The 26327-nt window shown below is 38.1% G+C and carries 28 protein-coding genes; 20 read left to right on the forward strand and 8 right to left on the reverse strand.

Translation table 11 applies throughout. The annotated features are described in order from the left end of the window. The first annotated feature begins 88 nt into the window (after positions 1 to 88). The 6 genes from LMF32_RS06615 to LMF32_RS06640 all read left to right on the forward strand — a co-directional run bounded on the left by LMF32_RS06615 (position 89) and on the right by LMF32_RS06640 (position 5547). Positions 89 to 661: a DNA starvation/stationary phase protection protein gene (locus tag LMF32_RS06615; protein WP_230524254.1), complete on the forward strand. Its 573-nt coding sequence runs from the start codon at positions 89 to 91 to the stop codon at positions 659 to 661. A 181-nt stretch (positions 662 to 842) separates the two neighbouring features. Continuing rightward, a complete protein-coding gene (locus tag LMF32_RS06620) occupies positions 843 to 1550 on the forward strand; it encodes a Crp/Fnr family transcriptional regulator (RefSeq protein WP_230524255.1) in 708 nt (235 codons plus the stop codon). Between the two features lie 193 nt (positions 1551 to 1743). Further along, the gene (locus LMF32_RS06625; protein ID WP_230524256.1) at positions 1744 to 2118 is read left to right on the forward strand and encodes a hypothetical protein; all 375 of its coding nucleotides are present in this window, start codon (positions 1744 to 1746) and stop codon (positions 2116 to 2118) included. Further along, complete coding sequence (lgt, locus tag LMF32_RS06630) at positions 2103 to 2957, forward strand: prolipoprotein diacylglyceryl transferase (protein WP_230524257.1); 855 nt, start codon at positions 2103 to 2105, stop codon at positions 2955 to 2957. The genes LMF32_RS06625 and lgt overlap by 16 nt, the downstream gene beginning before the upstream one ends. A 131-nt stretch (positions 2958 to 3088) precedes the next feature. Beyond that, positions 3089 to 3322, forward strand: coding sequence for a heavy-metal-associated domain-containing protein (locus tag LMF32_RS06635; RefSeq protein ID WP_230524258.1), 234 nt, complete (start codon positions 3089 to 3091; stop codon positions 3320 to 3322). Between the two features lie 320 nt (positions 3323 to 3642). Next, positions 3643 to 5547, forward strand: coding sequence for a heavy metal translocating P-type ATPase (locus LMF32_RS06640; protein ID WP_230524259.1), 1905 nt, complete (start codon positions 3643 to 3645; stop codon positions 5545 to 5547). 148 nt (positions 5548 to 5695) lie between these two features. Here the strand turns inward: LMF32_RS06640 and LMF32_RS06645 are convergent, their stop codons facing one another. Beyond that, positions 5696 to 6073, reverse strand: coding sequence for a pyridoxamine 5'-phosphate oxidase family protein (locus tag LMF32_RS06645; RefSeq protein ID WP_230524260.1), 378 nt, complete (start codon positions 6071 to 6073; stop codon positions 5696 to 5698). A gap of 299 nt (positions 6074 to 6372) precedes the next feature. On the opposite strand from LMF32_RS06645, the gene LMF32_RS06650 reads away from it, so the two are divergent. Next, positions 6373 to 7566, forward strand: a complete 1194-nt coding sequence (locus LMF32_RS06650) for an ATP-binding protein (RefSeq protein WP_230524261.1) — start codon at positions 6373 to 6375, stop codon at positions 7564 to 7566. 146 nt (positions 7567 to 7712) lie between these two features. Here LMF32_RS06650 and LMF32_RS06655 read toward each other — a convergent pair whose 3' ends face one another. Further along, the gene (locus LMF32_RS06655) at positions 7713 to 8423 is read right to left on the reverse strand and encodes an SWIM zinc finger family protein (RefSeq protein WP_230524262.1); all 711 of its coding nucleotides are present in this window, start codon (positions 8421 to 8423) and stop codon (positions 7713 to 7715) included. After that, positions 8420 to 10957, reverse strand: coding sequence for a DEAD/DEAH box helicase (locus LMF32_RS06660; RefSeq protein ID WP_230524263.1), 2538 nt, complete (start codon positions 10955 to 10957; stop codon positions 8420 to 8422). Before LMF32_RS06660 ends, LMF32_RS06655 begins: the two co-directional genes overlap by 4 nt. 247 nt (positions 10958 to 11204) lie before the next feature. On the opposite strand from LMF32_RS06660, the gene LMF32_RS13590 reads away from it, so the two are divergent. Further along, positions 11205 to 11336: a hypothetical protein gene (locus tag LMF32_RS13590; protein WP_262926743.1), complete on the forward strand. Its 132-nt coding sequence runs from the start codon at positions 11205 to 11207 to the stop codon at positions 11334 to 11336. Positions 11337 to 11375: 39 nt separating this feature from the next. Here the strand turns inward: LMF32_RS13590 and LMF32_RS06665 are convergent, their stop codons facing one another. Beyond that, positions 11376 to 11948: a GNAT family N-acetyltransferase gene (locus tag LMF32_RS06665; protein WP_230524264.1), complete on the reverse strand. Its 573-nt coding sequence runs from the start codon at positions 11946 to 11948 to the stop codon at positions 11376 to 11378. A 465-nt stretch (positions 11949 to 12413) separates the two neighbouring features. Between LMF32_RS06665 and LMF32_RS06670 the strand changes: the two genes are divergently transcribed. Beyond that, a complete protein-coding gene (locus LMF32_RS06670; RefSeq protein WP_230524265.1) occupies positions 12414 to 12962 on the forward strand; it encodes a sigma-70 family RNA polymerase sigma factor in 549 nt (182 codons plus the stop codon). 53 nt (positions 12963 to 13015) lie between these two features. On the opposite strand, the gene LMF32_RS06675 is transcribed toward LMF32_RS06670, so the two are convergent. Then, the gene (locus LMF32_RS06675) at positions 13016 to 13927 is read right to left on the reverse strand and encodes a competence protein ComK (RefSeq protein WP_230524266.1); all 912 of its coding nucleotides are present in this window, start codon (positions 13925 to 13927) and stop codon (positions 13016 to 13018) included. A gap of 189 nt (positions 13928 to 14116) precedes the next feature. Beyond that, positions 14117 to 15283: a nucleotide sugar dehydrogenase gene (locus tag LMF32_RS06680; protein WP_230524267.1), complete on the reverse strand. Its 1167-nt coding sequence runs from the start codon at positions 15281 to 15283 to the stop codon at positions 14117 to 14119. 303 nt (positions 15284 to 15586) lie between these two features. Here LMF32_RS06680 and LMF32_RS06685 point away from each other — a divergent pair, with 303 nt between their 5' ends. The 8 genes from LMF32_RS06685 (at position 15587) to LMF32_RS06720 (ending at position 22194) form a co-directional block, all read left to right on the forward strand. Continuing rightward, positions 15587 to 16240 carry an HAD family phosphatase gene (locus LMF32_RS06685; protein WP_230524268.1) on the forward strand — a complete coding sequence of 218 codons (654 nt, stop codon included), beginning with the start codon at positions 15587 to 15589 and terminating at the stop codon, positions 16238 to 16240. Positions 16241 to 16352: 112 nt separating this feature from the next. Next, a complete protein-coding gene (locus tag LMF32_RS06690) occupies positions 16353 to 17153 on the forward strand; it encodes a sorbitol-6-phosphate dehydrogenase subunit (RefSeq protein ID WP_230524269.1) in 801 nt (266 codons plus the stop codon). Between the two features lie 17 nt (positions 17154 to 17170). Then, on the forward strand, positions 17171 to 19045 hold the full coding sequence (locus LMF32_RS06695) for a PRD domain-containing protein (RefSeq protein ID WP_230524270.1): 1875 nt from the start codon (positions 17171 to 17173) through the stop codon (positions 19043 to 19045). Next, positions 19042 to 19503: a transcriptional regulator GutM gene (locus LMF32_RS06700; protein ID WP_230524271.1), complete on the forward strand. Its 462-nt coding sequence runs from the start codon at positions 19042 to 19044 to the stop codon at positions 19501 to 19503. Before LMF32_RS06695 ends, LMF32_RS06700 begins: the two co-directional genes overlap by 4 nt. Positions 19504 to 19506: 3 nt before the next feature. Next, entirely contained in the window at positions 19507 to 20052 is a 546-nt protein-coding gene (locus LMF32_RS06705) for a PTS glucitol/sorbitol transporter subunit IIC (RefSeq protein ID WP_230524272.1), read from the forward strand. 14 nt (positions 20053 to 20066) lie between these two features. Then, positions 20067 to 21089 carry a PTS glucitol/sorbitol transporter subunit IIB gene (locus LMF32_RS06710; RefSeq protein ID WP_230524273.1) on the forward strand — a complete coding sequence of 341 codons (1023 nt, stop codon included), beginning with the start codon at positions 20067 to 20069 and terminating at the stop codon, positions 21087 to 21089. Between the two features lie 23 nt (positions 21090 to 21112). After that, entirely contained in the window at positions 21113 to 21475 is a 363-nt protein-coding gene (locus LMF32_RS06715; protein ID WP_230524274.1) for a PTS glucitol/sorbitol transporter subunit IIA, read from the forward strand. 56 nt (positions 21476 to 21531) lie between these two features. Beyond that, positions 21532 to 22194 carry a transaldolase family protein gene (locus LMF32_RS06720; protein WP_230524275.1) on the forward strand — a complete coding sequence of 221 codons (663 nt, stop codon included), beginning with the start codon at positions 21532 to 21534 and terminating at the stop codon, positions 22192 to 22194. 160 nt (positions 22195 to 22354) lie between these two features. Here LMF32_RS06720 and chbG read toward each other — a convergent pair whose 3' ends face one another. After that, positions 22355 to 23083, reverse strand: coding sequence for a chitin disaccharide deacetylase (gene chbG, locus LMF32_RS06725; RefSeq protein WP_230524276.1), 729 nt, complete (start codon positions 23081 to 23083; stop codon positions 22355 to 22357). Positions 23084 to 23484: 401 nt separating this feature from the next. Between chbG and LMF32_RS06730 the strand changes: the two genes are divergently transcribed. The 3 genes from LMF32_RS06730 (at position 23485) to LMF32_RS06740 (ending at position 25696) form a co-directional block, all read left to right on the forward strand. After that, the gene (locus LMF32_RS06730) at positions 23485 to 24492 is read left to right on the forward strand and encodes a glycosyltransferase (protein ID WP_230524277.1); all 1008 of its coding nucleotides are present in this window, start codon (positions 23485 to 23487) and stop codon (positions 24490 to 24492) included. Beyond that, a complete protein-coding gene (locus LMF32_RS06735) occupies positions 24489 to 24644 on the forward strand; it encodes a hypothetical protein (protein ID WP_230524278.1) in 156 nt (51 codons plus the stop codon). The genes LMF32_RS06730 and LMF32_RS06735 overlap by 4 nt, the downstream gene beginning before the upstream one ends. Before the next feature lie 65 nt (positions 24645 to 24709). After that, on the forward strand, positions 24710 to 25696 hold the full coding sequence (locus LMF32_RS06740; protein WP_230524279.1) for a glycosyltransferase family 2 protein: 987 nt from the start codon (positions 24710 to 24712) through the stop codon (positions 25694 to 25696). Positions 25697 to 25748: 52 nt separating this feature from the next. Here the strand turns inward: LMF32_RS06740 and LMF32_RS06745 are convergent, their stop codons facing one another. Then, a complete protein-coding gene (locus LMF32_RS06745) occupies positions 25749 to 26321 on the reverse strand; it encodes a GNAT family N-acetyltransferase (RefSeq protein ID WP_230524280.1) in 573 nt (190 codons plus the stop codon). Positions 26322 to 26327 lie beyond the last annotated feature (6 nt).

Below are 26327 nucleotides of genomic sequence, written 5' to 3' on the forward strand. Positions count from 1 at the left end.
ACTAAGTTCAACAAAGAAAAAGGAGGCATCGATCGAAGCTGTAGGGAACAAAAAATTCATTTTAAACAAAAAATAGGAGGAATGAATCATGACTGAAAATAAACCGACTCAAGAAAAAACAGCCCAAGAAAGGTTGCAAGCCGAACAAGAACACAAAGAACATGTCCATCATACAAAAATCAACGCAGCGGCCATCGCGGATCACCTTTTAGGAAATATGCATTCGTTACATGTGAAATTGCATCAATATCACTGGTACGTAAAAGGTCCAAACTTCTTTACGTTACATGAAAAATTTGAAGAACTGTATAATCAAAACGAAGAATGGTTCGATAAACTGGCGGAGCGTCTGATTACTTCCGGTCACAAACCTGCTTCCACAACGGCTGAATTTGAAAAATACTCCATGCTTTCAGAAAATGCGGTCAATAAATACGCTAAAGCAGAAGAAATGGTTGAAAACATTGTCGACGATTTCAGAAGCACCCGTGAACTAACCGTTCGCGCTATCCGTTTAGCACAAGATGAGGGCGATGATGCTTTAGAAGACACCTTGATTGCTTTTAAAAATGATGTAGATAAAAATATTTGGATGCTGCAAGCGTTTATTGGCAAAGAAGCTTTGGAAGACGATGATGCTTTTGATGAAGACGAAGAGTAGGTCTTTTATAAACACACATTAAAAAATGAAAGATTTGGGGTTGGGATTCTTTCCGACTCCAATTTTTTGCCGTTAAAATAGTTTTCTTGATGGGCGTCAATTTTTTTGTGGTGCAGACCTTATATACTACATACAGGAATGATAAAAAACGAAAATAAAACAGATAAAGGGGGAAAATGAGTTGACTCAACACAACCAACCACATGCACCAGGAGACCACTCAGCTTGCATCCGCTTGGTTCCGATATTCAACCATTTGGAAGACAGCTCGATGGATCGTATTGCTGAAAAAGCCCGCACGAATCATTATCTAAAAGGCGAATTTCTATTTCGCTCACAAGAAAGAGAGGGTGCTTTGTATATTGTGAATCGGGGAAAAGTCCGTATCTATCGCTTGTCCGACTCTGGCAAAGAACAGCTGATTCGCATTCTGAATCCGGGTGACTTTACTGGAGAATGGACTTTATTCAATCCTTATGCTTTGCATGAGGAATACGCAGAGGCTACTCGAGATACCTCTGTTTGCATGATCCAACAAAAAGATATACAGGGGTTTTTAGAAGAGCACCCGGCAATTTCGTTAAAACTGCTCGCAGAAATGTCGCAACGATTAGAAAATTCAGAACGGCAAACCGCTCAAGTGGCAGTAGAACATGTGGTCACTCGGTTGATTTTATTTTTGGTCGAAAATATAGAGCCTGAAATGGGCAATTCTCCTATCATCACTCTGCCGATGGCGAAAAAGGACATCGCTTCCTATTTAGGCACAACGCCTGAGACCATCAGCCGTAAATTTGCAGAATTGGAGAATGAGGGACTGATCCAACAGCTGCCTGAGAAAAAAATTAAGATTCATGATGTAGATGATTTATTGCTTTACAGTGAGTAGCCAAGAAATGATCTCTAAAAGGAAGGCTTTTGAGAAAAAGTATGTCCGATTTAGTGAATAAACGGGTACACGTTCTTCTACATGTCTGAGTTCTGTCGTCCCTCTTCATTAACCACGAGACAAAGCTCAGTGCCGTGGCTTTTCTTTCCAGCGAGGTTATCAAGCAAATCGGGAAAATAAGGAGTGAATTAGAGTGCATTATTTTTGGATCACGGTTGCTACTACGTTATTAACAGCAGGGATTCTCTTGTTCAGTCCTTTAGCCGGGAACGCAACTGGTGAAATAAGGAGATTTAACGTTGTTGAGACAGGTACAGCTGTGGAAAGAGAGCAAGTCATGTATTACATAAACAACACTCATTTGGTTAAACCAGAGGAACTTTTGACAGGAGATGGTGTCATCGGAAACGAAAAAGTGACGTATTACCAACTGAATGAAAAGGTAGAGGAAAATTCATTCTTAAGCTGGCTGCCCTGGAATTCAGCAGGTATTTTGTTTATCACTATCATGGTCAGGATTACGCGAAAAAATGAGGAAACGGAGCAAATAAAATGGAATACGTATTAGGTATTTTGAACCCCCACGCAGTGGAGATTGGTTCATTTGTGATCCACTGGTATGGAGTGATTATTGCGGCAGCCATATATGTGGCTCTCCAGTTGAGCACTAAGGAAGCAACGAAAAGAGGACTGGAAGAGGATACCGTCATCGATATGGCCTTATGGGCGATTCCGATTGGTCTCATCGGTGCTCGGTTTTACTATGTGTTATTTGAACTTGATTATTACCTGCAAAACCCGAGTGAAATCTTTGCGATTTGGAATGGGGGCATTGCAATTTATGGGGGATTGATTGCAGGAGGGATTACGCTATATAGGTATGCAAAGAAAAGAGACCTTTCTTTGGCACTCGTGTTAGATATTTTAGCGCCTAATGTGTTGTTAGCACAATCTATTGGCCGCTGGGGGAACTTTATGAATCAAGAGGCGCATGGTGGACCAGTTACCCGTCAATTCTTGGAAAAACTTTATTTACCTGAATTTATCATTGAACAAATGAATATCAACGGTACTTACTACCACCCGACCTTTTTGTATGAGTCCTTATGGAGTTTGTTGGGATTTGTTTTAATCGTGACTCTGCGAAACCGCAAACAGTTGTTACGCCGAGGGGAAGCTGCCTTGAGTTACGTTTTGTGGTACTCAGCGGGCCGGTTCTTCATTGAAGGCATGAGAACGGACAGTTTATGGATTGGCGATTGGATACGGGTTTCGCAAGCGTTGTCTCTGGTCTTGTTTATTGGTGCGATCGTAGTGTGGGTTCTGCGCAGACAAGACTATCCGCCGATTCCTTATTATTCTGATGGCAATAAGGAGCGGAGAAAGACTGTTCAGATGATGAATTGAGCAGAAAAAGAAGCGCAAAACTTGATCTGCGACAAGTTTCATTTGCCGAAAGTGGGCTATACTATAGTTGTAAAGAGAAAAAGGCCTATTGTTGCCGATAAAATAAAGAACAGACGAAGGAGAAATGAGTCATGGAAAAAGCTACATTGCAATTAGAAACATTGTCTTGTCCAAGTTGTATGCAAAAAATTGAGGGGGCACTAAAATTGGTTAATGGAGTGGATAAAGATAGTATCAAAGTATTGTTCAACTCCAGTAAAGTCAAAACCAATTTTGATTCAGCCGTCACTTCGGTTGAAGATATTCAAAAAGCGATCGAAGAGGTAGGCTACCCGGTGTTGAATACAAAAGTAAAAGCAGCTTAACCCATCAATAAATGTCTTTCATAAACAAGCAATCCTGTAAGAAGAGAAATCTTTTTAAGGGTTGCTTTTTTGTTGCCTTCATTTAGAAGCGGTTTATCTCAACAAAGATGGATCAAATAAAGTTAAACTTCCAAACTTGACAGTAGTCAATTTTTATCCAATCGAAAGACTTTATAGTAATCAATGTAAAGAGGGAGCTGCATTCAAAATAAAAAATGAATTCTTTTTTCACAACTTGACGGCAGTCAAGTTGTTACTGAAGCGGTTATCTTATACTACATGTATCAAGAGCATCATTACTGAATTTGGAGGGGAAAAACATGCAACATTATATATTAAGCAAGAAAAATGTCATTACCGTTATCAGTGGATTGTTGATCGCATTAGGATTCTTCAGTCACTTTGTATTAGAAAATACCGCACTTTTTGAATGGTCTTTGATCATCGCATCTATCTTTGGGATCGCACCGATAGCCATTCAAGCGTTACAAGCTATGAAAGTCAAAGTCGTCAGCATTGATATTCTGGTCAGTATTGCAGCAATTGGCGCACTCTTCATTCAAAACTATGAAGAATCAGCTATTGTCACGTTCTTATTCTTATTCGGACACTATTTGGAACAACGGACATTGAAGCAAACGCGCTCCGCTATCAAAGAGTTGATGGAAATAGCACCCGAAAGCGCCTTGAAGCAAATGGACAATGGGGATTTTGAAGAAGTGGAAGTGGAGGATGTCGACGAAGGAGACACCTTGCTAGTTAAAACCGGCGCAAAAGTACCTGTAGACGGTACCGTAATTTCAGGCGCAGGGCATATCAATGAAGCCAGCATTACCGGCGAATCAGTACCCGTCAATAAAGCTGCTGGTTCCGAAGTTTTTGCGGGTACCATTTTAGAAAACGGCACGATCCAAATTCAAGCAGACCGTGTCGGTGAAGACACCACATTTGGAAAAATTATTGAGTTGATAGAAGAAGCTCAAGATTCTAAATCGGAAGCCGAACGCTTCATTGACCGCTTTTCTAAATACTATACACCTGCGGTCTTGGTGCTGGCATTTGTTGTTTGGCTGGTTAGTCAAGACATTGAGTTAGCAATTACTATATTGGTATTAGGCTGCCCAGGTGCATTAGTTATCGGGGTTCCGGTTTCAAATGTGGCTGGTATCGGAAATGGCGCTCGCAACGGCGTACTTTTAAAAGGCAGTGAAGTCATCCAAGACTTCAGCAAAGTGGACACGATTGTATTTGATAAGACAGGTACCTTGACTGTTGGAAACCCAACTGTTGCTGAGACGGAACTGTATGAAACAGATTCTGCTGAAATGCTAGGCTACCTAGCCAGTGTGGAACGGGAATCGGATCATCCATTGGCAAAAGCGGTCTTAGAACAAATTGGGGAAACGAACATCTCTGCTGTTGAAAAAACAGAAGTAGTGAAAGGTGGCGGAATCGTTGCAAGTGTAGATGGACATAGAGTGGCTGTTGGGAATGTGGCACTGATGGAAAAAGAAAACGTCACCCTCAACAAAAAAGCTCAAAAAGATGTCCAACGGTTTGAACAACAAGGAAACTCTCTAGTATTGACAGCGGTCGATGGTGAATTAAAAGTGTTGATGGGTATTCGTGACCAAGTCCGTCCGGGCGTCAAGGCCAATCTGCAAGAGTTGAAAAACTTAGGCGTGAAAAATCTAGTCGTCCTTTCGGGAGACAACCAAGGAACTGTGAATGTTGTAGCCAGTGAACTCGGATTGAGCGAAGCATACGGGCACATGTTGCCGGAAGATAAATCAGCTTACATCGAAAAACTGCAACAACAAGGACAAATTGTGGCCTTTGTTGGTGATGGCGTCAACGATAGTCCGTCTTTAGCATTAGCCGATATCGGTATCGCAATGGGAAGTGGAACAGATGTAGCCATTGAGACATCCGACGTCGTCTTAATGAACTCAGATTTCAACCACTTGCCTCATGCATTAGGATTAGTAAAAGCCACCGCAAACAACATGAAACAGAATATTGTGATTGCCATAGGAGTTGTGTTGGTCTTGCTGATGAGCGTTTTCTTCAGTGAATGGATGAACATGTCGATTGGAATGCTAGTTCATGAAGGCAGTATTTTATTAGTTATATTCAACGCGATGAGATTGATGAAGTTCAAATTGAAAGGCAGAAGGAAGCAAGTAGAAACTGTGGCACGAACAGAAACAGTAAAAGCGGCATAAAGTGTATTGAAATAAGGACAAAATATAAGACTCATTCCTGACATTGATGAATAGGATCATCAACGTCGGGAATGAGTCTTTTATAGGCTGGAATAGTCCAATCTTTTAGTTTGTGAAATGTATAGCCTAAATAACTTAATCATTTAGGTTAAAGGAGCTGTTTAGCTGACTCCACAGTTACTTCAAGTAATTTATTCATAAAAGGAAATTCTGCTTTCATTTGTTCAAATTCAGCGCCAGAATCTGTAAAACGTGCTCGACCTTCTACTAAGAAGCCGGTACCTTGGTAATTATTGAATCCTTCTACTTCACGACTGCCTAATGTTAAAATAATGCGGTCATTCTTAGCAACATCACCTTGGACACTTGTAAATCCTGCAATAGGAGCTAAAATGCGTTCATCCTCTGTAATACGTAAATAGGAATTCCAAGTACACCGCACGTTGGGCTTATCATCGTTTCCCCATGAAGTTATAGAAACAACGCCCTCATGTTGAGTGACTGCATAAAATTTTTGACTTAACATATTTTTTCCTCCTTCTATTAACCATTGTGACGTTTCTATTATACATAAATGCGAACACTTGTTCAATATGAGGAGAAGAACTTCGTGAAGCATATTATGTTTCATGAAACACTAGTGAGAATAAATAGAAGTTTTTTTATTTTTGCAAAAACTGGGGTTTCTATTTCTGATAGACACTTATATCCCTTTACACTGGAGCCACACTTCACATTTAGCAATAATTACATAAAATTTGAAGTTAACTTCAAATAATGTTAACATTTAATGGAAATAGAAGATTAGTTATTGGAGGGGTTGTAATGTTTCAAAGACCAGATTATCTTAATCAATTGATTCAATTTAAAGACTCTGATTTTATAAAAGTTATTACAGGAGTACGACGTTCTGGAAAATCAGTTCTCTTAATGCTTTTTAAAGAGCAGTTAAAGCAGGAGGGAGTATCCGAAGATCATATTATCTATATAAATTTTGAAAGCTTTGAATATCAGACAATTACAACGGAAGAAAAGTTTCGTGACCAGTTAAATAAGCTGCTTCCTAAAGACAATAAAAAAATCTATTTATTATTTGATGAGATTCAAGTCGTAAAAGGATGGCAACGTGTCGTAAACGGAGTTCGAGTAAGTTTTGATAGTGATATTATCATTACAGGGTCAAATGCAAATATGTTATCTGGTGAGTTAGCTACGCTTTTGAGTGGGCGTTATATCGAAATTCCAATCTATCCATTTTCATTTCGTGAATTTTTAAGCGTAAAAGGAATTGAAAGGGATTCACGGAAGGTAGATAGCGCTTATAATGAATACGAAAAATACGGGGGATTTCCAAGTGTTGTTATTGCAGAAGAATCTATTAAAGATACCATTTTGTCAGGAATTTTTGATACCATTGTTTTAAATGATGTGGCACTGAGATCGGGTGTAAAAGATCTTACAGCCTTGAAATCAATTATCAGCTTTTTGGCAGATAACGTTGGTCAATTAGTAAATGCATCAAAAATTGTCAACACTTTAAAAAATGAGGGTGTTGAAACAACGACTCATACTGTAAATCGTTATTTAGACTTACTTGAGAACGGCTATCTATTTTATCGCGCGAAGCAATATGACATACGAAGACGAGAATACCTTAGAACCAATGGCAAGTATTTTATTGTAGACGCTGGGTTACGAAGAAATGCAATTGGCAGAAAAGATGGTAATTATAGTAATCGATTAGAAAATATAGTCTATATAGAATTACTGCGAAGAGGGTATACAGTTGATGTTGGCAGACTGGATAGGAAAGAAATAGACTTTGTGGCACGAAAGTTAGACGAAATTCTTTATGTTCAAGTAGCATATGAACTACCCAATAACACACATGAAACAGACAACTTATTGAATATAAAAGATAATTATAAAAAAATAGTTGTCACAGGCAGGTATCATGATGTGGAACAAGTAGACGGCATTCCGATTATCTACATTGCAGATTGGCTGCTGTCAGATTAATCAAAAGACCATATAGCGGTGAACTAATGAAGAAAATTCGGCATCGCTTTTTTTCGCAGGACGTGTTCAAACTTGCATGACAACAACCCTATCAAAAGCAGTATCTATTTTCTTTTGATAGGGCGTATCTTTACTAAAACAAACTCTTACAAATCAAAAAGATCAATAATTGAATCGTCTTCAATAATTCGACTGGATGTTGCAGTATGCGCGTTTTCTAATAATGTCATCATTTTTTCTTCAACGGATTTTTTGATTAAAGCGGTCGTATCGATTCCCCGTAATTCGAATAAAAGCAGCGGGTCCAAATCCAATTTAGCGCCTACAGCGTAAAGGACTGCAGAAACATGCTTGCACATATGTGCCCAATCCGGACAATTACAAGAGAGATTGATTTCATTTAGATTAGGAAACAAACCGTTCTCGTTAGTCAAGAAAGTTTCAGCGAGTGTTTTGGGAAATTGGCCATTCGCTAGAACCTCTAAACTATCAATATGCCCGCCAATTTGTTGGACCAACCGTTGATCGGTAATGGGATCAATCGCAATAGCTACTTGGTATAATTTTGAACTGCTTCCGCAAACAACACCTTGTACGTTTCCTTTTTCAATCGTTAAGTCAAAGACAAAGCCATTTTTGATATAAGACCGTCCACGGTCGATGCGGTTGTCATAATCGGCATAGTGTTTTAAATGATCGCACCAAGCTTTTCCCCAAAATGAAGTAGCGATTTTGGTGCCTGTAATCAAAATGGGTTGAGCATCAGGATGTTTCTTTTGATAAGTGGTCAATTTACGAGCAGCCTTTTGCTTTTTTTCGGCCATACTTTCATAGGTATAAAAATCATAAGGGGTCATTTGTCGCTCACCTCCAAGGTAAAGAGATTCCTTAATTCATCGTTGCTCATTTCTGTCAGCCAATTCTCACCGCTTGTTTCAGTGATTAAATTATCGGAAAGCTGTGTTTTTTCTGCCAACAATTCATCGATCTTTTCTTCAATCGTTCCACTGGTAACAAATTTATGCACGAAGACGTTTTTTTCTTGCCCAATTCGAAAGGCTCGATCGGTAGCCTGGTTTTCAATGGCTGGATTCCACCAACGGTCAAAATGGATCACATGGTTCGCAGCCGTCAAGTTCAGGCCCACGCCACCGGCTTTTATAGAGAGAATCATATACGGTGTGTAGGTATCAGCCGCGTTAAATTGTTCAACCAGATCTCCGCGTTTTTTTACAGGAACTCCTCCGTGTAAGACCAATCCAGACTGTCCGAAAACTTCTGCTAAAAAATCATTGAGAGGCTCGCACATTTCTTTAAATTGTGTGAAGATCAAAACGCGTTCGTGTTTGTCACGAATCGTTTCACAAATGTCTCGCAACGCTTCAAATTTTCCGCTGAGTTTAGGTTTGAATTCTTGATTGCCTAAATACTGGTCAGGATGGTTGCAGATTTGTTTGAATTTAGAAATCGCGGCTAAGACTAGCCCTTTTCGTTGAATGCCATCAGTGGCTTCCATTGATTTTTCAATATCTCGTTGCAGACCTTTATACAACGCAATTTGTTTTTTGGAAAGTGAAACGTATTCTTTCTGTTCATTTTTTTCCGGCAGATCGGAAATAATGCGTTGATCGGTTTTCAGACGCCGTAAGATAAAAGGCGAGATCATTTGACGTAACGCTCCATAGTCGGTGCCTTTTGTGATTTGTTTTTTGAATTCCGTTTTTGAACCTAACAATCCGCTGTTTAAAAAGTCAAAGACACTCCACAAATCCGTTAGCCTGTTTTCAATTGGGGTACCGGTCAGCGCAATTTTTGCGCGGGCTTTTAAGGTTTTGATGCTTTTAGTCTGTTTGGTACCTGGATTTTTAATGGCTTGGGCTTCATCCAAGATCAAAAGATCAAACTGTTCTTCTTTAAGTGCCTCAATTCTAGCCACCATACCATACGTCGTAATCAGCAGATCAGCTTCTGCATCTTGGATCAAGGTATTTTTTCCATGTAAAACCTGGATCCGCAAATCGGGTGCAAAGCGAGCAGTCTCTTTTTTCCAATTTTCGAGTAAAGAAGCTGGGATAACTAAAAGAGTCCGTCTATTTTCATAACGCAGAGAATCGAGTAAAGCCAAGACTTGGATGGTTTTCCCTAATCCCATGTCATCCGCCAGCAAGGCACCAAAAGACTGAGCTTGCATAAATTTCAACCAGTTGTATCCTACGAGCTGATAAGGGCGCAAGTCTGCTTGAAAAGATGTTGCAGGTGGTTCTTGTTTGATCTGTGTGGGAGTGGTCATCTGTTGGAACATAGTTTGCAGCCATTGGCCATTCGTTGTTTCGATCAAAGACAGATTGTCTTCAGCATCAGAAACTTGCTGCTGCCGCAAAGCATCAAAAAGAGTCCATTGGCTGCTTTCTTTCGTATCGTAAGTCGTCAATAATTGCTGCAGTTTTTGGTGGTTGATTTCCACCCATTTGCCTTTCAAGAAAGCCAATCCTTCATTTTGCTGCAATAAAGCTTCTATTTCTGCTTTTGAATAGAGGTCTTCACCGAGATAGATTTCTGGTTTACTAGCTAAGAGAGCCTCCATTCCGACTCTGCTTGGTTTTGTATCGCCAATGGTTACTTTAATGGTTGTCTTGCGCTCTTTTTTCCAAAAATCAGGAATACGGCAAATGACTCCTTGTTCTTCATAAAGAGCTGTTTCTGTCAAAAACCGATAAGCCTCCTCTTCGTTGAAGCGCAAAGGTGAAAATAATTCCCCAGATTCAACCAATTGAGAGATGAAAGCAGATTTATCGGCAACTCGTCCAACAGCGGACAGTAAAGAAAGCATCTCAGAAGTGTCATTGAATTCTTTGAGTGCATTTTTTAGAGGCATATGGCTGACTCTGCCTTGATCTTTTGTCGCATAGGTAGCCAAAAAAGCGAAAGGAAAGCCGTCTTGTTTGCTTTCCACCAAATGAAAGTAAACTCTGCCCGCAACAATTAAAGCTTTATTTTTTGAATGAATATACTCAGAGACACTGCCTTGAAAATGGCTGATTTCCTCATTAAAAATCGTTGCCAATTCTTGATGAATGTTTTGCAGCCATTGAACAGTGATAAACTCATGGCCGATGGCAAAAGGTGCCTTAATCACAAGACTTTGATAAACCGTTTCTGAAGGGGCTTGGAAGGTACGAGTGACTTCAATTTCTCCGTCATTTTTTAATGCGGAGACAAACTCTTGCGCTACATTGAATAGATAGGCAATCGAGTCATCCGTTTCTACTGTCTCTGAAGAAAAAACTTGTTCATAAAGAGTGCGAAATGGAGCTTTTTGTAATGCACGTTCAAATTCTGTTGTTGGGTTTTCAATATAAAAGCCTTTTTCTAAAAAAATCGCTTGTGCCATATGTTTATGTAGTCCTTCCTTTTGAATCATCCCATTGAAAAAGCAATCAACCGGAATAGAGCATCTTTTTAGATTATTATACGATGTTTAGGATCAAACTGAAAGCAGGAAGGGAAAGTTATAAATTTCTATTGGGGGTTTGGTAAAATAAGGTGAAGAAAAAAAGGAGATGAACAGAATGAAGACGAGGAAATAAGAGGATAGCGTTTAGATACATTTTGACTCTAGCGGCGGAAGGAACATGTAAATGAAAGGGATTGATTTTATGCCAAAAGAAAGAGCCGTAACTTTTATTGAAAAGGCTGCGTCTGCTGAATTAGGGATTGTTGCACAAATCGGTCCTCTTATTTCTTCCTTTGATAAACTGTCAGGAGAATGAAGTGCCTTTATTTATTATTCATTGCACATTTAACCGTTTTTAAATCTTTAGACCAGCTAGAATACCCATTGCTTTTTGGTAGTCTAGATTAGGACTTCCATCTAATTTCTTATCTGTGATCTCAAACCCTAACTTTTGGTACAAGCGAATGGCTGCGTGGCTCCAAGTTTGAGTATGGAGATAAATAGGAGAGGTGTCCTCCAGAGTTTGCAGTGTCTTAAGTGTGCGAGTCACCATAGCCTTAGCTAGTCCTTTTTCTTGATAGCCTGGTTTTACTGCAACCCAATGGACAAGCGGGTAGCGATCACCATTAGGAGCTTTTTTCCACCAAGCTGAAGCCGTTCCGACTTTTTCTCCTGACGGATCTGTGATAAATAGCATGTGCTGTTTCAACTCTTCTGTGTAAGGAGCAAACGACCTTTCAAAATAATCCAATGCTTGTGTTTCATCCTCAAATTCTGCGACAGCCGTTTCAATAGCGGCCCATTCACGTTCATCGCCTTCCTGGTAAAATGTAAATTGAAAGCCTTTAGGTAAAGCTTGTTCCTTCACTGGAAGTTCGCGCTCTCGAGACATCCAAATTTCTGCATAAGGAATTGATTTATCCAACAAAAAAAGCACCTCTTTCTTTTGTAGTGATTTAATCTAATGTACCATTTTATGGTTGTAAAGTTAAATGGATTCTTTCTGTATCAGGAAGGATTTACTAGCTGCAGGAATAAATCGGTAGTTTTTTGGTTATCCAAAGATGTATCGAAAACAGCTGAAGTTATAGCTTATTTCAAGTTTGGTCTGAAAACGATGGAGTTTAATCCATTGACGGACAAAATGGCACTATTGTGCTGTTCCTGATTTCTAGATAAGGGATCTTGGATTTCATTTGTCCATTTGAAGAGAAGAAGTGCTGGTTTGAATAGGTTCGTGTAAATCAATCATCTAAGCTGTTTTGCCGCTAAACTTTCTGTAACAGAGATCTTTGGCGGCTTTTTTGGTGTCTTTGCTTCTTTGTCGGATTGTCATCAGAGCGGTATTCTACAAGTGTACAAGGCCTTGTAACACCACTTGAAGGATATGACAATGATGATAAGAAAATTGACGGAAGCGAAGGAACGAGATTTTTTTAATCAATATTCAGGAATGGTTCATGGAGCTTTGAAACGATTGGGGATGTGGCGCATGCATCCTGATTATGAAGATTTTGTGCAGCAAGGCCTCATAAAATTAGTAGAAGCTTACGAAACCTACCCAAAAGACTTGGAACAAGAGGAGTATTTGAAGCAGTTTGGCGGATACGCGTATCAAAGAGTGTACTGGCATATGATTGACTTGCTGCGTAAGCAGAGACGGAAATGGGAAAGCGAGATGGCTTGGCCGGAAGAATTAGAAGGACAACAGCCAGATCAGCATGCTTCTATCGAGCAAGGATATCAAGAAATGGATCTGTTAGCACAAATGCTGCCTTTATTGACCTTGAAGGAGCAGTCTTATTTAGTCGATGTCGTGGTCAATCGGTTATCTGTGACGGAGATTGCACAAAAGCAGAGAGTTAGTCGAAAGACGGTTTACGCATGGAAGAAAAAAGTGGCAGAAAAGTTAGGACATTTTTTATCTGTATTGAAAGAATAGCAGGAATAGAAATAAGCTTATGCCATGAAAGTGGTATAAGCTTTTTTTGGCTATTATTTGGAAGGTTTATCTTCTTTGTCATCATTGAATAAATCTGCTCTAAATTCGTCAATGTAAGGATTTTTTTCACCAAATGTTTTTTCCATCCATTCACTGAGGCGATAGTGCGACATAAAATGGGTGAACTCTTTTAGCGTGAAGCATGTGGAAACAAATTCAGGGTCCATCAAGCGCTTTTCTATGATATTCAACTCATCAGCTCGATGAGAGGTTTGAGTATTGTTGAAGAGACTGAATGTTTCAGTTGCTAACTTATACTGCACGTGCGAAAGAGTCGTAGCACGATCAATTTGCTCTTTAAAACTATGAGGCGAAATGTCTAAGAGTAAATCATGATGTTGGCGGATAAAAACCCTCATCTGGTTAGTCTTTTTTAATTCAACCACATATAAAATATGATGAGCCGCATACCAACTAGTTGAGTTTTTCGTGGAGCCTTTTTCAGGAATAAAAATTTCATGTCCAGATACAAAAGGACAGCGCTGATGGAAACCAAAACTCTTTCCAATAGATTGAATAAATGCATAACATAAAGGCTTTTGATCAAAATAACGTTCCATAACCACTTTTGAAACTTCTCTAGTCACTAAAGGTGGTTCGGTTAAACTAAAGACAATGGTATTAAAAGGAGTATCTTTTCGGTCACGGATATCTTTAACGTAATATGTAGATGGATCAATTAGAATATGGCTTTTTTCTTGACTGATAGACAAGAGGAAAGGCAGGTTATCTTCTTCAATCAGCAACGGTTTTCTTGTATTTGGTTGAAGATGGGCCTCATAAGCATATCTTAAACCAAGTAATTCATTGAGAAAACTGTTTGGCAATTCTTTTGGGGCATCGTAACTCTTTTTCCAATTCGCAAAGTATTCTTGATGTTGTTCGTGTTCAAAGTCTGATTTCATCCTTTCGTCCTCGTTCCATTAGGGATTAGCAACATTTTATACACCTCTATTGTAAGCGTTATCAAATAAAAATGCACTAGTTTTTTATTTATTTAACGAATAAAAAGAGTATTGACGTATAATCTTCGCCAATACTCTAAATAGCAGCATTAACTCTCATTTGAAAGGATCAAAATCCCTAATAAGAGCTTAATTATCGTGATATAAGTCTCTCGTGTACACTTTGTCTTCAACGTCCGCTAATTCTTCAGTGAAACGGTTCGTCACGATGACATCAGAGATTTTCTTAAATTCTTCCAAGTCGCGGATGACTTTTGAACGATAGAACTCGTCTTCTTTTAAAACAGGTTCATAAACAACAACTTCAATACCTTTAGCTTTAATGCGTTTCATGATCCCTTGAATAGAGGAAGCTCTAAAGTTGTCTGAGTTAGTCTTCATGGTTAAACGATAGATTCCGACTACTTCTGGATCTTTAGCCACAACTTGTGCAGCTAAGAAGTCTTTTCTCGTTCTGTTGGCGTCTACGATAGCACCGATGATGTTATTTGGCACATCCTCGTAATTAGCCAACAATTGTTTTGTATCTTTTGGCAAGCAGTAGCCGCCGTATCCGAATGATGGGTTATTGTAATGAGTACCGATACGCGGATCCAATCCAACGCCATCAATGATTGATTTCGTGTCCAACCCTCTAACTTCAGCATAGGTGTCTAATTCATTGATATAAGCTACGCGTAAAGCTAAATAAGTATTAGAGAACAGTTTGACAGCTTCAGCTTCTGTTGACTCCATAAACAATACATCAATATCTTCTTTGAGTGCTCCTTGAACCATCAAGTTCGCAAACGCTTTAGCTTTATCCGTTTGAGCACCAACAATGATTCTTGACGGGTACAAGTTATCATACAATGCATTTCCTTCTCGTAAAAATTCTGGAGAGAAGATGATGTTTTCTGTTTGGTATTTTTCATTGGTTTCTTTTGTATACCCAACTGGAATCGTTGATTTGATAATCATCGTAGCATCTGGTGCATATTTTAGAACATCTTCAATAACAACTTCTACTGCAGAAGTGTCAAAGTAATTCTTTTTGTCATCGTAATTTGTTGGTGCAGCGATGACGACTAATTCTGTACCTTCGTATGCGAATGCTTTATCGGTTGTAGCCGTTAAATCCAGTTCTTTTGTTGCTAAGTACTCTTCGATCTCTTTATCTACGATTGGTGATTTTTTACTGTTGATCATGTCCACTTTTTCAGGAACGATTTCTAATGCACGTACTTGGTTGTGCTGAGCCAATAGAACGGCATTAGATAAACCAACATACCCCAATCCTACTACTGTAATTTTCATTCAAGTGCACTTCCTCTTTTTTATGTATATAACGTTTTAATCGTATCAAAAAAAGCCCGTTAAAACAATTATTTCTTTGATATACCAATGTTAAATAAGGAAATTTGGTGACTAATTTGGTACGGGAAAGTAGTTTTTCATTTCATACATCAAAGGAGTAGAGCATTTCTCTGAAAAGTTAAATTGCCTATCCTGTTACGTGTGTTAATGAGTCTATCGATTTTTACGCCCTATTATTTTATTATGTTATCTGTATACTAAATAATAGGTTTAATTTAAAAAATACTATACTAGGAGGATTTTATGTTAGAGGCTGTTATATTTGATATGGATGGAGTTATTATTGATACAGAGCCATTCTTTTTAAGATCGGAACAAAGATTGTTGAAGATGTATGGTCATGAAGTGCCGTTAGAATATCATTTTCAATTTCAAGGAACTACACATGATTATATGTGGCAAAGGATGAAAGACCAATACCACTTAGAAGAAACTGTTCCGAATTTAATCGAAAAAGCTAATGCGCTTCGTCATCAGTTAATAAAAGAAGAAGGCTTAGAAACTATTCCAGGAGCACTGGAGTTAATTCATCACTTGCATCAAGAAGGAGTACCTTTAGCTATTGCATCTTCTTCACCGTTTAAAGACATCAAAAACACTGTTAAGGACTTCGATCTAGAAGGGGTTTTTGATTACTTAGTTTCTGGTGAGAGCGTTGCTCATTCAAAACCTGAGCCTGATATCTTTTTAGACGCAGCTGCCAACTTAGGAGTCAAGCCGGAGAACTGTTTAGTCATAGAAGATTCCAAAAATGGTGTGTTGGCTGGAATAGCTGCAGGAATGAAAGTAATTGGTTTCTATAACCAAGAATTCCCACCGCAGGACTTATCAAAAGCGACAAAAATTGTGACCGCTCTCAACCAATTGAACAAAAAAGAAATAGAAAAATTATTCTGAAAAATGACAGCATTAATTAATACAACTTTTTTTGAGGAACCTCGAAAAAAAGTTGTATTAATTTTTCTTCCAACCCACTGTATACTCTAGTTGTTGAAAGGGGATACAAAAAATGGAAAATAATTGGTTAAATTTAGAAGGAAAAACAGCTATTGTTACTGGAGGCGCATCTGGAATCGGATTGCATATCTCTAATGAGTTAAAAGCACAAGGAGTCAATGTCGTTGTTGCGGATTTAAATGTTGAGACAGGAGAAACTGATGGGAAGCTGAATGTTCAAACAGATGTGACTTCTGTAGAAAGTATTTATAACATGGTGGACTATGTTGTCGAAAAATACAAAACGATCGATATATTAGTCAACAATGCCGGAATCAATATGCCGCGTTTGTTAGTGGACATCTATAGTGATGAAAATCAATACGAAGTTGACGAAGCATCATTTGAAAAAATGATTAGTGTCAATCAAAAAGGAATGGTATTCACTACACAAGCTGTTGTGAAAAATATGATTGCAAATAAAGTAGCAGGAACTATAGTGAATATTTCTTCTGAATCAGGAATGGAAGGATCAGTTGGACAAAGCCTCTATTCTGCAACGAAAGGAGCGACAAACTCATATACACGCTCTTGGGGAAAAGAATTAGGCAAAATAGGCATTCGAGTGGTAGGTGTAGCTCCAGGAATCAATGAAAAAACAGGATTAACAACACCTGCTTATAATCAAGCACTAGCATATACAAGAAATATTTCTGAAGATCAGCTAGATACAGGATATGAAAAAAGCATTCCTTTGGGTAGAGTTGGCAAGCTAGATGAAATTGCATATTTAGTGACATTCTTAGCATCAGAAAAAGCCAACTATATTACTGGTACTACCATTAATATTTCTGGAGGAAAATCGAGGGGGTAATAACGAGATGATATTAAATGTCTGAGTGTATTTATTTAGATTCTCTATTAAATTTACTATTGAATGAAAAAGAATTGCCTAAACAAGATGTGCTAAAAAGATTTAGAATAAATAGTGCACAGTTAGAAAAAAGCTTAAAAGAAATAGCTACTATTTATTCAGGAGTTTTAGAAATTGATCAAACTACAGATAGTATTTCCCTTAAGGTATTGAACGAGAAATACTTGTACAATATTTTACGGATGAGTGGAGAACAAGATTTAAATGATCCAGAATATCGTGTAGCATATATTTTATATCGGCTGATTGATGGAAATGACTACATTAATATAAACGACTTGTCGGAAGAGATGTCTGTAAGCCGCAGTACAGTAAATAATGATATTAAGAGAGCAAAAATTTTATTGGAGCCTTACAACGCACAAATCGTAGGAGTTCCTAATCGAGGAATCAGTATCAGTTGCAGCGAATTTAATTTACGACTAATTTTGATTCATTTTCTTTATGATAGATTGGGATCTACTTATATAGTAAACAAAGAAGTGCAAGCAGCTGTTAAGCAATTAGGAAAAAGCTACAAATTGGATCATGCTACAAGGCATTTGCTCTATAAGACGATTATTATCACTATAGAGCGAGTAAGACAAGAGATTCATTTACAAGAAGACATTCCTATGTATAAAAACTATACTGAGAATGCGACAAGCTTTTTGAACTTGATCGAATCTTTAGAAATAAATTACCAGTTGATGTTTAGCAAGATAGATATTGAATTTCTTTCATTCCCTATCAACACATTGAATTCGTCTCGTGTTATAGGGAGTGAAAACAATTATAACGAATCAAAAGTAAAAGAGATCGTGCATCAAATGCTAGGGACAGTCAAACAGAATCTGATGATCAAAATTGATGAAGAAATATTTTTTGATAAAGTAAAGAATCATTTGCTCTTTTTAATCAATCGCCTTACGTTTCATTTGCCTAATAATGAAATCGCTTCTAATCAAGTAAAAACGCGTTTTCCTTTAGCGTATGAACTGGCTCGTCTCTCTTTGAATGATTTAGAAGAACATTACCATTTAAAAGCAACCAATACAGATATCAGTTATCTAGCAATTTACTATGCATTAGTTTTATCTGAAAACAATCAAAAAAACATAGATGATAACCTTGTTAAGCAAATTGCTGTAGTGACAAATAGAGGACAAGGCGCAATAGAATTCATCAAAAAACAGATTAGGGAAACAGTAGGAGCAGATGTCATTATTGAACACTTCACGACGGAAGATATTTCATTTGATGCGTTAAGGAACTTTAATATTATTTTTACCACAGAAGCTTTTTCGACTGCTGCTGATATCCCAATTATTGAAATTGAGCCTTTTGTCAATTCACATGATTTAGATAAAAAGCTGAGAGATATAGAACCGTATATGTTTATTGATAAAGAAAAAATGGAAAAAGAAGTTGAGTTTTATGTTTATGATTTAGATGAATCAATAAACTACATTGAGAACACAAAAAAAATGATTAGAAAAATCTATCGTTCTACTCAAGAAGCTGAGGAAATAAATAATACATTTTTGAAGAAAAATGAAATTAGTCCTATGTTGTATGAAAATGGAGTTGCTTTTCCGCATATAGTAGATACAAGAACGCAAAAAATTACTTTAGCAATGGGGAAAGCTAGTACAATGAACAAAACATTAAATTTGGTTTTCTTCTTAGTGGTACCCGAACAGCTGAATGATTGGCAAGAGAATATTTTGACGAAAATATACGAGAAAATCTTTACTGTAATCTCAAACAAAAAGAAAATCTCAAATTTTCAACAAGTAACATCTATTAATAAGTATGTCTCATTACTACTAGAGGAGGATGAATGGCTATGAGCCCTATAATTTTACTGAGCGGATTTGCTCTTCTTGCTTTCTTTTTGCAAGCGTTTTTAGGATTCCAGCAAATGAAGCATTTCGGAAATGAATACACAAAAATGCGTAAAGATGGAAGAGTAGCTATTGGAAGACGGCCAGGAAAAATCATGTCTGGTACAATAGTCATGTTTTCGCTAGATAAAGAAGGCAACATCCAGTATGGTCGTCTGCTTCAAGGAACAACGATTCTAGCAAGATTCAAAAATTATTCTAATTTTGATCACGACCATATTGAAGAAATAACAACTGATAATCCAAAATTAAAAAAAGAAATCAGTATTACACGAAAAGCCATTATAGATGCTGTAAACAATTATCAATTAATTGTGAATGGTAAAGAAATACCGCAAAAACAAGCACCGTTGAATAGATTATTCAGTAATGCTAAAAACAAAATGATAAAAGGAGTGTCATAGAATATGGATTTTTTAATTAGACTAGCAGAAGGATTTATCGGCCTTTTCCAAGAAGGGGCAAACGTATTTATGAGTTGGATGACAAGTATTGTTCCTCTGGTACTTGTATTGTTGGTATTTATGAATGCTATGATCAATTTGATCGGTGCAGATAAAGTAGACCGATTCGCCGCTTGGGCGTCTAAATACTCTTTAATGAGAAATATGGTTTTACCTTTTATTGCAGCCTTTATGCTTGGTAACCCAGCATCCTTTACTTTAGGGAAATTTTTACCAGAGTTTTACAAACCAAGCTTTTATGCAGCTTTAGCCCAATACAATCACACAAGTAACGGAATCTTCCCACATATTAACCCAGGAGAATTATTTGTTTATTTAGGAATTGCTCAAGGGGTAGAAGCTTTAGGATTAAGTACTACACCATTAGCTGTCCGTTATCTATTAGTTGGTCTAGTGATGAATGCTGTAGGTGCTTATGTAACAGACTTTACTACAGCCTATGTTTCTAAAAAGACCGGCGTTACTTTAAGCAAAGTACCAAGTGTATAAGGAGGATATAAAAAATGAGCGAATACAGAAGTATTAGAGTAGAAAAAGGTCCTGGTGGATGGGGCGGACCACTAACTATTACACCGACTGAAAAAAAACATAAGTTTATTTACGTCGTTGGCGGCGGAGAAAAGCCTGAAATCGTGGATCAAATTGCTGAAATGACAGGTATGGAAGCTGTAAATGGATTCAAAACATCTATACCGGATGAAGAAACAGCTTTAGCTATCATTGACTGCGGTGGTACATTACGTTGTGGAATCTATCCACAAAAAGAAATTCCAACGATAAATGTTATCCCTACTGGTAAGTCAGGCCCATTGGCAAAATTCATTACAGAAGATATCTATGTATCAAATGTAGGACCAAAGCAAATTTCTTTAGTATCTGATACTGAAGCAGCTTCTACTCCAACTAAAGCAACAACCTCACAAAACACAGAAGAAAAACAAGCTGCTTCTGGAAACGGCTACTCTACAGACAAAAAATTAACTGAACAGAGAGCTGAGAAAGGGAGCATCATTTCTAAGTTTGGTATGGGAGCAGGAAAAGTAATCTCTGTGTTACTACAATCTGCTCGTGAAGCTGTACAAACAGTCTTAAACACTATTATTCCTTTTATGGCATTTGTAGCTATGCTGATTGGGATTATCCAAGGAAGCGGTATTGGGAACGTATTTGCTGAAGTAATGAGACCTCTAGCAGGAAATATCTGGGGATTAATGTTGATTGGTTTCATTTGTTCTTTACCATTCTTGTCTCCTTTACTTGGTCCAGGAGCTGTCATTTCTCAAGTAATTGGTACTTTGATTGGTGTGGAAATCGGAAAAGGAAATATTCCACCTCAATTGGCTTTACCAGCACTATTTGCAATCAACACTCAAAATGCTGCTGATTTTATTCCAGTTGGATTAGGATTGCAAGAAGCTGATGCAGAAACTGTTGAGGTCGGTGTACCATCTGTTCTATATTCTAGATTCTTAAATGGTGTTCCTCGTGTATTTGTAGCATGGTTGGCAAGTTTTGGTATGTATTAAAATTTTAGAAAGAGTGGTTATGTATGAGTATTTATTCAACAACAGTAAACGAAATTGGACCTAATGCACTTGATTTTTTAGAAGAAAATATGATGGTTTTATTTGGAAATGAAGCTCCACCTGAATTGAGACCTTATTGTTTCATGATCGACATGAACGAATTAAATGGAACGATTAAAGTAGGGAGTTATCTTACCATAGAGAATCAATCTTATGAAATTACTGCTGTTGGAGAACAAGTCGAAAAAAATTTAAAAGACTTAGGACATATTACAGTCAACTTTAATGGGAGTTCGGTTCCAGAACTGGCAGGCACTCTCTATGTGGAAAACAAAGAGATTGAACCAGTGTCAAAAGGAACAAAAATCAGCATAGTAGAAAAATAAGATTTGAGCAGAGAAGAAACCTTCTCTGCTTTACTTTTAGGTTGGGAGGAAATTCAATGTTTTTAGATACAGTAAATATTAATGAGATCAATAAACAAATGAAATTAGGGATTCTTAAAGGAGTGACATCTAATCCTACACTTTTGTTCAAAGAAAAAAGAGAAAGATTTACGCAAATTAAAGAGATGTTGAGCACTCAAGCTCCATTAGTTTTTGTTCAAGTTGTAGGAGAGACAGTAGAAGAAGCGACTAAAGATTACCAAAAAATCATGTCTATCTCTACTGACAAAAAAATCGGAATAAAAGTGTCTTTAAATTCTATAGGATTAATGTTTATCAAAGAAGTGAAGCAAGAAAATCCTGAGCAAATTCTATTAGGAACCGCGGTTTATTCCGCTGATCAAGGTATTCTGGGAGCTTTAGCCGGATGTGATTATGTTGCCCCATATGTAAATCGTATGTCAAATAACAATATAGACCCTTTTCAATCTATTCACCAAATAAGAATGTTTATTGATGACAGGAATTTAGAAACAAAAATTATGGGAGCAAGTTTTAAAAATACTAATCAGGTTTTGAAGGCATTAATGGCTGGCGCTCATACAGCAACTATCCCAACGGATATCCTTGAGCAAATGATCAATAAAGAGCTAGCTGTAGATGCAATAAAAACTTTCAATCATCATCATTATGAACTACAGAATAATAATGTATCCTAACTAAGGAATTAAGTTGAATAAAAGCCTTAAATCATAGCAGAGAATTGCTGTGATTTAAGGCTTTTTAATATTTGGTGTAGTTTATGTAGAGAATTTTTACTAATCTGCTGCCTAAAATGGATGTTTTTTGAAAAGATGTATTCATTGAAGTCATACACCTTCATATGATTTTAAAAGTTGCTAACTCAATCTTGTTTTGGCGGTTGAACAGCTCTTTAGTAGTTGGATGAGTCAGCAAATCCAGTTCTTCTGTTCTAGGGTAAGTATAAGATGAGCTGGCTAATAAAAACTTATCTAAAAAAGCAGGGTGGCACATGATCTCGACTGTAGTGTGTGTTGCAAATAACTGGGTTAAACTTTCTTCTGATTGGAGAGCAGTTTCCATAGTATACACGAACCCATCTGTAGTTCTTCTGGTTGGATCTTGATTGTTAAAGTTGTTTCTAACCGGCAAATTGTATTCATCAGCCAGCTTGAAATAAATGTCGTTAAAGTCGCCAAAAAGGTTCGCATGATGATGCGCATCGAGATGAGTAGGGTGGATACCAGCAGCTAAGATCTTTTCAATTTGTGCTTTCCATTCGTTATAGACTTCTTGCTGATCGATGATGAAAGAGCCTTTGTAGTAAGATTGGTTGCGGAAATTTCCTTCAGTGTCTACGATAGTTTTCAAGTGGTTCAAAACAGGAGAGCCTGTAGTCAAGTTTAAGTGAACGCCGATACCAAGGTCAGGGTGCTGTTGATGCAACTCTACTGCGTGATCAAACCCTGGCATATTAGCCATCATTGTTGTAGAAGTCAGTACACCATCTGTATGAGCCTCGATAATCCCGTAATTGACACCTTTACAATATCCGAAATCGTCGGCGTTGATGATTAGTTTTTTCATGATTGGTTTAAGTCCTCCTTTGGATGTGAGCAGGATTTTACTGTATTGGAAATCACACTATTATCATAACACAACCGGTTATTTAATCCTCAAACTGACTTTTTTTAAACCGATTAAAGAAAGCATAAAATAAATTCAATACACGTGAAGTTTTCTTTTCTTTTTTCGTCTCGACTATGCTATATTTATCTCTAACAAAAGAAAATTCTTCATTTTTCCATCTCTTAGCATTACCCCCACTTTTTAGAAATTCCTACTGTATTCTTACCTTCTTTATATGATACACCCGCATATTTCACACTACTCGTACCACACCTTATTTGAAACTCGCCCATAGATCGGTCTGTATGATAGTTAACGCAAAAAGTTTATTTACCTAGGATTTTTTAGGAGGGAATGACATGATAAAAGTGTTGTTTTTCGTGTATTCATTGGATGGCGGCGGAGCTGAAAAAGCTTTGATCGATTTGGTGGAGAATTTGGATAAAAGCAAATACGACATCACCATACAAGCTTTTAAAGACGAAGGTGTCTATAGGGACGCTATTCCAACAGGTGTGAAATACCGACCCCTGCTGCGGTTCAAACACTCATTTTCCAGAAAAGTCGCTAGCAAGCTGTTGATCAAATTGATTCATCCAGAGTTGATTTATCGCCTGGCAGTAAGAGAGCACTATGATTGTGAGGTGGCATTTGTAGAGGGGATCGCAACGCGAATCATCGCGAATTCCAGCAATCAGAAATCTAAAAAAATTGCTTGGGTGCATTGTGATATGAGCCAATTAACTTATGCGCTGGAGGATTATAATGATGCCAAAGAACAAATCGAGGCGTATAAGCGGTTCGATCATGTTGTGACGGTGTCTGAAAATGCGGTGGAAGGATTCAAAAAAGGAGTCGCGCTCGAATTTGATCCGATAGTCGTTTATAATTTGCTGAATGTCTCAAAGATACGACAAGCTGGCTTAGAACCAGTAGATGTGCTTTCTGATACCGACACAGTGGAGTTGGTGACTGTTGGCAGATTGGAAGAAAGCAAAGGTTTTGGCGTGTTGCTGCGAGTTTTCAAGCGATTGCGAGATGATGGGCTGAAGGTTCATTTGTCGATCATTGGCGAGGGGATTGAAAGGAGGAGTCTGGAAGAGTACATCAAACATCATCATTTGAACAACGATGTAGCGCTTCTGGGATTCCAAAGTAATCCTTACAAATTCGTGAGTAAAGCGGAAGTCTTCGTCTGTTCTTCATTGTCAGAAGGGTACAGTCTAGCGGTCGCAGAAGCGTTGATTCTTGGAAAAGCGATAGTGAGTACTCGGTGCGCTGGACCTGTAGAATTGCTGAAGAATGGGGAATACGGGATGCTGGTCGATATCAATGAAGAGGAGCTGCATCGAGGAGTAAAAAAATGATCGTGGAAGCACACATCAGAGAATACTTTGCCTGCAAAGCCCGTGAACGGAGTCGGATATTTGATTTGGAATTGCAACTGAAAGAAGTAGAACAACTATTGGTGCCGCCAGTATTTGAGGAAGACGTCGATGAACTGAACGTCAAATCGTAAAAGGGTTTTTCGGTTCATTTGCTACGCCAGCTTTTCACTCTATGGATAAGAGGAAGTCGAACTTTATGGAAAATAAAACTGTTTCTATCATTATGCCTATTTACAATGCAGAAAAATATTTGGAACAAGGGATCCAGTCGATTCTCAAGCAGACGTATAAACAGCTGGAAATCATTTTAGTCGATGATGGGTCAACGGATAGGACAAGGGAGATCATAGAGGCAGCAAAGCAGAGAGATTCGCGTATCAGCTCTATTTTCCAAACGCAGCAAGGAGCACCAACAGCTCGAAACGCTGGCTGTAAAGCGTCTGCTGGAGAGTATCTGTATTTTATGGACTCAGATGACTATTTGCCTGAAACGGCTATCGAAAAAATGGTGTCGGAGGGTTTGAAGTACGCCAGCGATTTAGTGATCGGACAGTACCAGTTTATAAATGAAGCAGGAGAATGGCTAGGCGAGAGCAATTTTATTGAGGAATTGGTCATTTCTTTGGAGGGGAAAGCCACAAAGCAGCAGCTCTCGTTGTGTCCGCCTTTTCCGGGGAATAAGCTGTATCGAGCAAGTATGATTAAGGAAAACGGGATTCAATTTGCCGATGTGAGAGTGGCTCAGGACTTGAATTTTTACTTAAAAGCGCTGCTTTTTGCGGCAAATCCAATCGTGATCAAAGATTCGGTCTATTACTATCGAGTACGTTCCGGAAGCATCAGCCATTCTTACGGGTCAAAAATGCTGGACGTGATCACAAGTTTGGAAGATGCCGAAATGTTTTACCAGCAAAATGGACAGTATGACCGTCCTTTTTTCAGCAACATCAAATTTTTACATTACTACTACCAGCTCCTCAAAGTCCCGCAAATCCAAAACTACTTAGAACGCACCGAAACTTTTTTAAGCTTCAAAAAAGAATTTGCCAAGATCCAAAAAGCAGACCTCACCAAAGAACTCATCGACACTTTCTACTACAAATCAAAACTGAAGCTCCGTTTTAGAAGGCTGTATACGGGCTATTTCAACAGTAAAAGACAGAAGAGAAAGATGGGAGTATAGACTATAAAACCGGTCAGGACTACTCGTGATGAGTGGAGCTGACCGGTTTTGTTTAGTTTCGTAATGTGGCCAGAATAGACATCGCTTTGGCGTAATCAGGATTTGGACTGCCGTCTATATTTTTATCCGTTATTTCAAAACCTAATGTTTGGTATAAACGGATAGCTGGATGGCTCCAAGTTTGTGTGTGCAAATAAATAGGAGAAGTAGTTTCTAGATTTTGCAGCAGCTTAAGAGTCCGAGTCATCATCGCTTTTGCGAGACCTTTTCCTTGATAACCAGGTTTTACAGCGACCCAATGGACCAACGGATAACGGCTTCCATCAGGCGTTTCTTTCCACCACGCGGAACAAGTCCCCACTTTTTCTCCTGATGGATTAGTGACAAACAACATTCGCTGTTTCAGCTCTTTTGGGTAAGGCGCAAACTTTTCATTAAAATAAGCGATCGCTTTTGTCTCATTATCAAACTCCGCCACGGCTGTTTCAATAGCTGCCCAATACAGTTCATCACCTTCTTGGTAAAGCTCAAAGTGAAACCCTTCAGGCAGAGTTTTTTCAACGACTGGAAGTTCTCGCTCACGATACATCCAGATTTCTGCATAAGGAATTGATTTATCTAACATAGGAGC

The organism is Desemzia sp. C1 (genome assembly GCF_020882875.1).
GTDB classification, from domain to species: domain Bacteria; phylum Bacillota; class Bacilli; order Lactobacillales; family Carnobacteriaceae; genus Desemzia; species Desemzia incerta.